The 7,289-nt window shown below is 36.4% G+C and carries 6 protein-coding genes; all 6 read right to left on the bottom strand.

The annotated features are described in order from the left end of the window. A partial coding sequence (tli1a, locus tag ABN217_RS07400; RefSeq protein WP_349459267.1) for a Tli1a family immunity protein occupies positions 1-509 on the bottom strand: 509 nt, incomplete at its 3' end. 50 nt (positions 510-559) lie between these two features. Beyond that, positions 560-817 (bottom strand): PAAR domain-containing protein, encoded by a 258-nt coding sequence (locus tag ABN217_RS07395; RefSeq protein WP_196553945.1) that lies wholly within the window; start codon positions 815-817, stop codon positions 560-562. Positions 818-865: 48 nt separating this feature from the next. Next, entirely contained in the window at positions 866-1,648 is a 783-nt protein-coding gene (tla1, locus tag ABN217_RS07390) for a toxin Tle1 chaperone Tla1 (RefSeq protein ID WP_196553946.1), read from the bottom strand. Then, positions 1,641-4,040 (bottom strand): type VI secretion system Vgr family protein, encoded by a 2,400-nt coding sequence (locus ABN217_RS07385; protein WP_349459266.1) that lies wholly within the window; start codon positions 4,038-4,040, stop codon positions 1,641-1,643. Before ABN217_RS07385 ends, tla1 begins: the two co-directional genes overlap by 8 nt. Positions 4,041-4,148: 108 nt before the next feature. Beyond that, positions 4,149-6,821, bottom strand: coding sequence for a T6SS phospholipase effector Tle1-like catalytic domain-containing protein (locus tag ABN217_RS07380; RefSeq protein ID WP_349459265.1), 2,673 nt, complete (start codon positions 6,819-6,821; stop codon positions 4,149-4,151). Continuing rightward, a complete protein-coding gene (gene tli1a / locus ABN217_RS07375; RefSeq protein ID WP_349459264.1) occupies positions 6,806-7,273 on the bottom strand; it encodes a Tli1a family immunity protein in 468 nt (155 codons plus the stop codon). Before tli1a (ABN217_RS07375) ends, ABN217_RS07380 begins: the two co-directional genes overlap by 16 nt. Positions 7,274-7,289 lie beyond the last annotated feature (16 nt).

Genomic DNA, 7,289 nt, shown 5'->3' with positions numbered 1-7,289 from the left:
GGCTCCTTCATTTTCATTGGTTCAGTGATTGGGTATTCAGGATCGTGATAGCTATAACAGGACGTGGTAATTTTCACCTCATTACAAGGTAAAAAGTGGACATCGACACCACACACTTCTTTATCATATTGTGGAATAGGCACCCAGGCTTCGTGGCTTGAGGTATTATCGTGTAGCTTTTGCTTCCACTGACGATAGGCTTCTACTTCGTTAAAGTTAGGTGCCGGGAAGGGTAAATTATTTTTATCTACTTTATTCCATTGAATATGTGCGATTAAATTAGGGCGCCATTTTTCGGGGATCATCACACAACAGACGGTGCCACCAATGCTGCCGTAACCTTCATTAATTGAAAAACCTGAAATTTCAAATTGAGTGTGGTTATAGCCTTGAAGCCCGGCCCCTAACATCGGGTTTTTCGGTTTTGCCCCCCAAGAGCCCGCATTGGCGCAACCAGAAAGGAAAAAGGAATAGGCTAGAATTAATAATATTAGTTTTAATTTAATCATATTACCTACTTTATTTATTATAAAATAATGATGAAATATAAATAATTAGTTTATGATTTAATATTTATATCAGAAAGGGAACTTACTAAAGTACAGCCACAAGCGCAATGATGTCCATCTAATGCAATTGCTTTTTTATTTATTATTGAATTTGTTGCTCCTTCAATAATTTTATTTTTACCATGTTTATTACAAATAACAGTATCACCAATACAAGCGACAGGTTTCCCATATGCTAAGTAGCTTCCGGTCATCACTTTTCCACCATAAGGATTTAAGGTATCTCCAACTCTAATTATTTTTTTCATTTTATGTTCTATCTAAGTATGAATTTAAAAAATAGTAATATGAATAATTTAATTATTAAAAGAGTGTTTGCGAATATATTCCTCTGTAGTGCCTAAGTAATCGCTGTTATTAGCTTGAATAGCAAGGTGATATAAGCGATTAAAGTTTTCTTCTTGAGTTATTGATGTGTTATTAAATTCAGAATATGACCTTAGTTCTTCAGCATCACTAATGCAGCCAATTTTATTAATTTGTTCATCGTTAAATTGTATTATTGAAAAAGACTTATCCTCAATTTCTGGGTGATAGCTACCTAATAACCAACTCATATCATTATCTCTATCTAGCCAGCCCCAAATAAATGTAATATCAGTAAATCTTTTTTGTTGTTCAGGGGTAAGAATATCTTTTATTAATGTTGGAAATACTCGTGTATCATAAAAACGAAGTAAACAAGATTTAAATCCCCATTCTACTTCTGCAAGAGAAAGTAAAAAAGTAGATAACATATTAAATGAAAGAGGGGATGATGTTATTAATAATCTAGGCTCTGAATAAAGTAATTCAAACAACGCTTCTAACAAAATTAAGTGTGTACTTTTATTCCACTCAATACGAATAAGCAGGGGGGCTTGTTCCAAAAAACCTTCTTCTGGCATATTAGTGAAAAGAGAAAACCATCTAATGTCATTATCCATTTTTATTAACGCTGGAACAATAGGGTTCTCTATCCCTGCTTGATCAATAATAATATCAATATAATCTAGATGCGTTTTTTCTGAGATCAATTTTAATTGATTTATCCACTGCGTTGTTATTTCTTTTGAGGGGGCTTGCAATGTATTATTCACGAATGGCGACTCCCATAGCATTTTCTTGTGCTTTCTTTAAACACTCTTTACAAACAGATTGAGGAAGGTCAGGCAATGGAAAATCTTCACTCGCCGGCTCACTCCAAATGTGTTGTCCTTTTAGACTTAATCGGCTTGGTGAGTGGATTTCAATTTGCCCATCAGGCATTATTTTTATATATCCACCGCCACAACCTAAAGTAATTCCATTTTTAGCAGTTAATTGAATATGACCTTGAGTTGATTGAACGGTAATATCTTTAAGTGCTGTCGCTTCAAAGATATCGCCATGCGATTCTAATTCAAAAGGCCCTTTTCCTGAGACAATGCGTATTCCTTCTTTTTGAGATAGCATCGAAATTTTTTTATAAGCATTGACAGCTATATTCTCTGTACTAGATAAGTGCATTTCACCTTTCGTTTGAGCATAGAGTGCTTCAACACTTTGCATAAGTAATGTTTCATTGGTAACAATGCCTATTCCTTCTGGTGCATGCATTAGAATAGAAGGGGATGCTAGTTTATCTGTATTTTTTAAAAGATTATCTAACTCTTCTTTTTCTGGTTGGAGATTGTGGTGTGCTTGAGTAATTTCTCTGCAATCATCTAGTTGACTTATTGCACCTTTTATTAACGATATTGCAGGTTCCATTGCCAGCACTTCACCACCGGCTTTGGTTTGATTATCTGCACTAATAAATAATCCTTTACCCGCTCTTATTGCTCCCCAACTATCAGTGCGTAATTCAAAGCCTTCGCCACGTTTATCACGATTGGCATCAACAATATGCCCTAAGTTTAACTGAGATTTGCCCCCGTATTCAGTGCTGATTTTGATATGTTCTTGCCCGCGTTTATCTTCCATACGTAGCTTATTATTAGCCGGAGTACGAATAACATTACGAGTGTTATTTCTATCCGTTACATGATCGGGATGGCGTGAATCATGTAATGCATGGGCGATATAAGGTCTATCAGGATCGCCTTCATGAAAGGCGATAGCCACTTCTGTGCCTTGAATTAACGGAAAATGTATCCCATAGGTATCGCCGGCATAAGGTTTTGCCAAACGTACTGGCATACTTTCATAGCCCATCGGTTTTTCATCACGATCGGCATCAAATTTTACCCAATAAAAGCCGTCTTCATTTTGGTGTGCGTAAATATCGTTATCTTTAGCACTAGTAATACGTGCAGTCAGTGTGCCTGTAATCATGGGGCGGGGTTTAACAATAGGGCGCCAACAAAGTGTTTCACTATAAGGAATAGCATTAAATCGTACTTGTAGTGCTTTTTCTCGACCACCACTAAAGCGTACGCGGGTAATTAAAATCGGTGACTGAAACACAGACGGCAACGATGAAGGTATTGTGCTGTCAGTGATGGAAAGCACTTGTAGCGGTGATAAAAAATCCGCATTACTTTCGCCTTTTAAGCGCGTTTGACGAGTTAGAAAACGTTCATGATCAAGCCGTGCCCAAAAGTTTGCGGTTTCGGCTTCTGGTGTGATTTTATCACCACGAGTAAGGTGTCTTGCTTGGTAATGATAAACTTCACCATAATGAATATCATCCCCTTCACCACGGGTCATATCCGTTACTGCTGAAATCAAGGTGTCTTGTGATTGGCGGTGGTTATAGTCTTTGGTGAATACATTTTGTTCAACCACTTGATGATGTAATGATAATCCCCATACGCTTTCTTGGTGATTATCATTCATACCTGATGGGCTGTTTAAAGGCAGAGTTTTATCAAAGGTATAAGCACTTTGGCGATCAGCAAAACGGATCACTTCGGTTTGTGTTTGGTCTTGTAAATAGAACGAATAAAAAATACCGACTTCACTTAATAGTCGTTCTATAAATTGGCGATCACTTTCATTGTATTGGTTGATTTGCTCACGCTTGGGATATTCATTTTTAAGTGTAAATTCAAACTCCCAATCTTTGAAATTATGCTCACGTAAAATTTGGCTGACAACATCGGGCACCGACTGGTTGAGGAAGAAACGATGTGTACGGATTTGATGGCGTAATAATGCAAAGACAGGCTCAATCACGAGTTGATAACGCGCTTCATCCACAGATCCAGATAAACGCCGAAATTGGGTGACAACACCGTGGACTTGCTTGGTGATAGGCTCTTGCGTTGCCAAATCGGTAATACTGTTAATTGGCGGTGTAAAGGATAGGGTTGCACTACGACGCAATAGTTGTTGTGGCTGTAAATCTTGAGCTTGGCAGGTAAACATTATTTGATAATGATAGGTATCACTTATTGCTTCGCGTCCGGTGAAGTGTTCTACATCAAATAAAATATCACAACCTTGTACATTAAGATGATAGCGATTTTGTCCATTAAGTAGAGTCTGAGCTGTTTTTTTCAAGTTCATAGCTGAGTTATATAAACATATCCCGTCTGTTTATTATGAACAAACTTTCTATGTTTATCCTTTTGAAAGAGTTTTAATTGATATAATAACGTTTAATAATTGTAGATATTATTTTTCAATGATTACTTGTAAATCTTGCATAGTATTATTTAATTCTTCTTTTTTTTGTTTCTTAATAAGCTCTGATATTTGATCAGCTAAATAATATGTTGGAGGGGGAAGTTGAGCCATATCTATAGGAATTTCTTTTCCTGTCGATAAATCTAAAAATATAATTCCGTATAAAGGTTTATATGCTATGCCTAGTAATTTTATTGTATCTAAATAATTAGATGTTTCTTCAGGTTGCATAATTAATTGCATAGATTTATTTGATCTATGGCCAAAGTAGATCATTCTTGATAAAAAGTAACTACTAAAAGGCTCTCGAAGTCCACTCTCTGAGTGCATAAACCATGCACGAGAATCATGTATTTGATCATCAAGTAAACTAATAACATTTTTAAGGTCTATATCTTGAGTTATTTTTCTCATCGATAAAGACATTATTTTTTTAAATATGGTACTGCTCATAGCTTTTAAACTTAAATACTCTTGCCTTTCATCTTGAGTTGTAGCTATGTAAACAAGCTTATCAGCAGATTGAAATGCTTTTAGTAAATTTGCTTTTGATATAACATCAGGTGGAAAAGTAACTTCAGGATTATTTTTACAGTTTTCTAATTGTGTTTGATATATTGATGATCCTTCACCATGTACTTTTTTAAACCATTGTGCTTCTTGTTGACATTCTATTTTTGATTTTTGGTTTATTTTTATTAGTGGTGTAGGTCTGGATATTCCTTTTAAATCTTCTAGTTCAAATTTAAATTCTAAAGATGCCTCCCATAATTGCCCTCTGGCATTTGTTGCATCAAAAAGTGGTAGTCCCATATTTTTATCGCTTGGTTTCCAATTGGAAAGGTCGGTTATTTCTTTTTTTTCCTCGTTTCTTATTGATGCTTTTTCAGCAATATCCTGTATTTTTTTCTCATATTCTAATGCTAATGTGGTAGTTGCTTGTTTTGAAAATTCAGCTTCATAAGGTTGAGCTAAAATATCAGAATGTTGTGGTGCATTTTTAAAAAATGATTGATGCGTTAAATTAATTTCGTCACTTTGTTCTGTACCATAGCGACCAATTCTCCACGCTGTGATTAAAATAAGCTGAATTTCCATCGCATATTCTAAAGTACTCGCCGCAAAACGCGGAGGCATAAAACATGAGGTATTATCAGTCGTATTATGTGATAAGGCAGATTGTTCAGGTAGAGTATAGGTTCGCCAAGAGTTAAATTTATCTACTAAATCTTCTGATATTGCAAATTCATCGAATAACTCATCACCCATAACTAAAAAAGAATATTCTTTTTTTATGTTAGGAACTAGATCAATACTCTTTGAGGAAAAAAGTAATGGTGCTCCAGCATCGATTGCTGCTGCATACATATCATGTAATGTAATTTGTGATAATAATTCTTTATGCTGGTTTCTTGCTTTACCTTGGTCGCCGGCTGGATAACCTCCACCAATATCAGAGTGTACTCCTGGGTAAATAACTTCAACAGAATTAGGGGGATAATGACCTTCGGGTGTCCGAATTGAGTCAACAGTAAAACATTGTCTTTGTTCATGGGCAGCAACAAGATGGCAAATATTTTTGACAAGTGATGACTTTGGCAACTGCTGTGTACCACTTGCCCAACCATTATGCCCTGTAGCGCCAGGGACAACATTAGCTAATCCCACTGCGGCAACAGTGTCAAATAAACCTAAAAATTCAACGGAAACAGGTAAACTATAAATGGTTCCCAAAGGACACGGTTTTTTCCATGCGTGGGGTAATTCTTCAAAATGATAATTTAAAAATTGATTAAGCCAGTAAACAAAAGTGCGTGCTTCTGCTGCACCTCGAGAAAATCCATAAGCATAGATTTTTAAAGCGACAATATGCGGTTTTACTTTAGATATTTTCCATTTTAAAGGCTTAAGAAAATCGTTTAACGGTTTGACGGGATTATAGGTTTTATTGAATTTACTGTATGCGGATCCAACGATTAACCCTAAGATCCCCATAGTAGCAGCTCCTGCAGTGCCATAAAAAGCATCAGTAGAGTCTAGATCGGTATTTGTCATTGATTCAAAATTTAAATCTGTACTCATTTCTTTAAGTAAGGCTCGTTTATCTGATAAAGAGAGCCCATCACCTGTTACTGCATGATAAATGGCATCACAAACTTGAATTAATCCCCAACTTATTCTGGCTTCACCACCGGTTGCAAAAATTAACCCATCGGAATAATACTCATCTGTACCAATATCTGGGAAAGGGGTACCAACACCAGAAATATAATAACTATAAAAACCTTGATTCTTAACTTCATTCTTTTCAGGAGAAGAGGCATGATAAAGCTTAGCAACATTAGAGGGATGAGGCGGAATTGATGCTTCAGTATCATTATAATTGTTATTATTTGTGCCATCAAAAAACAAACTTACGTGTAAAGTTTTACAACATAGTGCTTTTTTTTGTTTTTTAGCGTTTTGATAATATTCTATTTCTTTATTCGTTAGTTTTTCATGATTAGTACTGATTTGTTCTTTTGTGAGCGCTAGGCGTCCTTTTTTAGGAAATAGAGGTGGAGCCCAACAAGGATCACCTTGGGATCTTATGGTTGAAATAGCTTTAGTGGCTTCGGTTTCTATCGTTTCAATAAAGATGGAGTTTACTTGCTTGGACATATTTCTGGCTCCTCCATTTTTGTTGGAACCGAAATAGGATAATTAGGATGCCCCGGAGAATAACAAGACAAGGTGATCCGAACTTCTTGGCAGGGAAGAAAATGCACTTTGACATCACAGGGGTCGTCATATTCAGGGATTTCTACCATTTTGCTATAACGACGATAATTGGCTTCATGTAACCTCATATAGTCATCGTAAGTAGGATCATTAAACTCAGGAATATCACCGGGGTAAGCATCAGGATCGACTTCCCATTCCACGTTGACCCATTGATTCGGCGTCCACTTGGCGGGCACAACAATGCAACAGGTTCCGCCCCCGCCTTTGCCATAATAGCCATTGACTTTAAACCAGTTAACGGAGGTGCCTTTGACATGGTTAAAGCCGTGTAAATTTCCGGCTAGGTAGTCATCTTGTGGTTTTTTTGGGGGGAAAAGCAGTGAGCTCACGACGATAATGGCCAGA

The sequence above is a fragment of the Proteus sp. fly-1067 genome, assembly GCF_040139345.1.
Taxonomy (GTDB): Bacteria; Pseudomonadota; Gammaproteobacteria; order Enterobacterales; family Enterobacteriaceae; genus Proteus; species Proteus vulgaris_B.
Note: the sequence above shows the minus strand (reverse complement) of the source record. Positions and strands in the feature narration are given on the sequence as shown.

Coding starts and splice junctions, on each gene's coding strand:
- ABN217_RS07395 (WP_196553945.1), bottom strand. CDS start 817: ATGAAAAAAATAATTAGAGTTGGAGATACCTTAAATCCTTATGGTGGA.
- ABN217_RS07385 (WP_349459266.1), bottom strand. CDS start 4,040: ATGAACTTGAAAAAAACAGCTCAGACTCTACTTAATGGACAAAATCGC.
- ABN217_RS07380 (WP_349459265.1), bottom strand. CDS start 6,821: ATGTCCAAGCAAGTAAACTCCATCTTTATTGAAACGATAGAAACCGAA.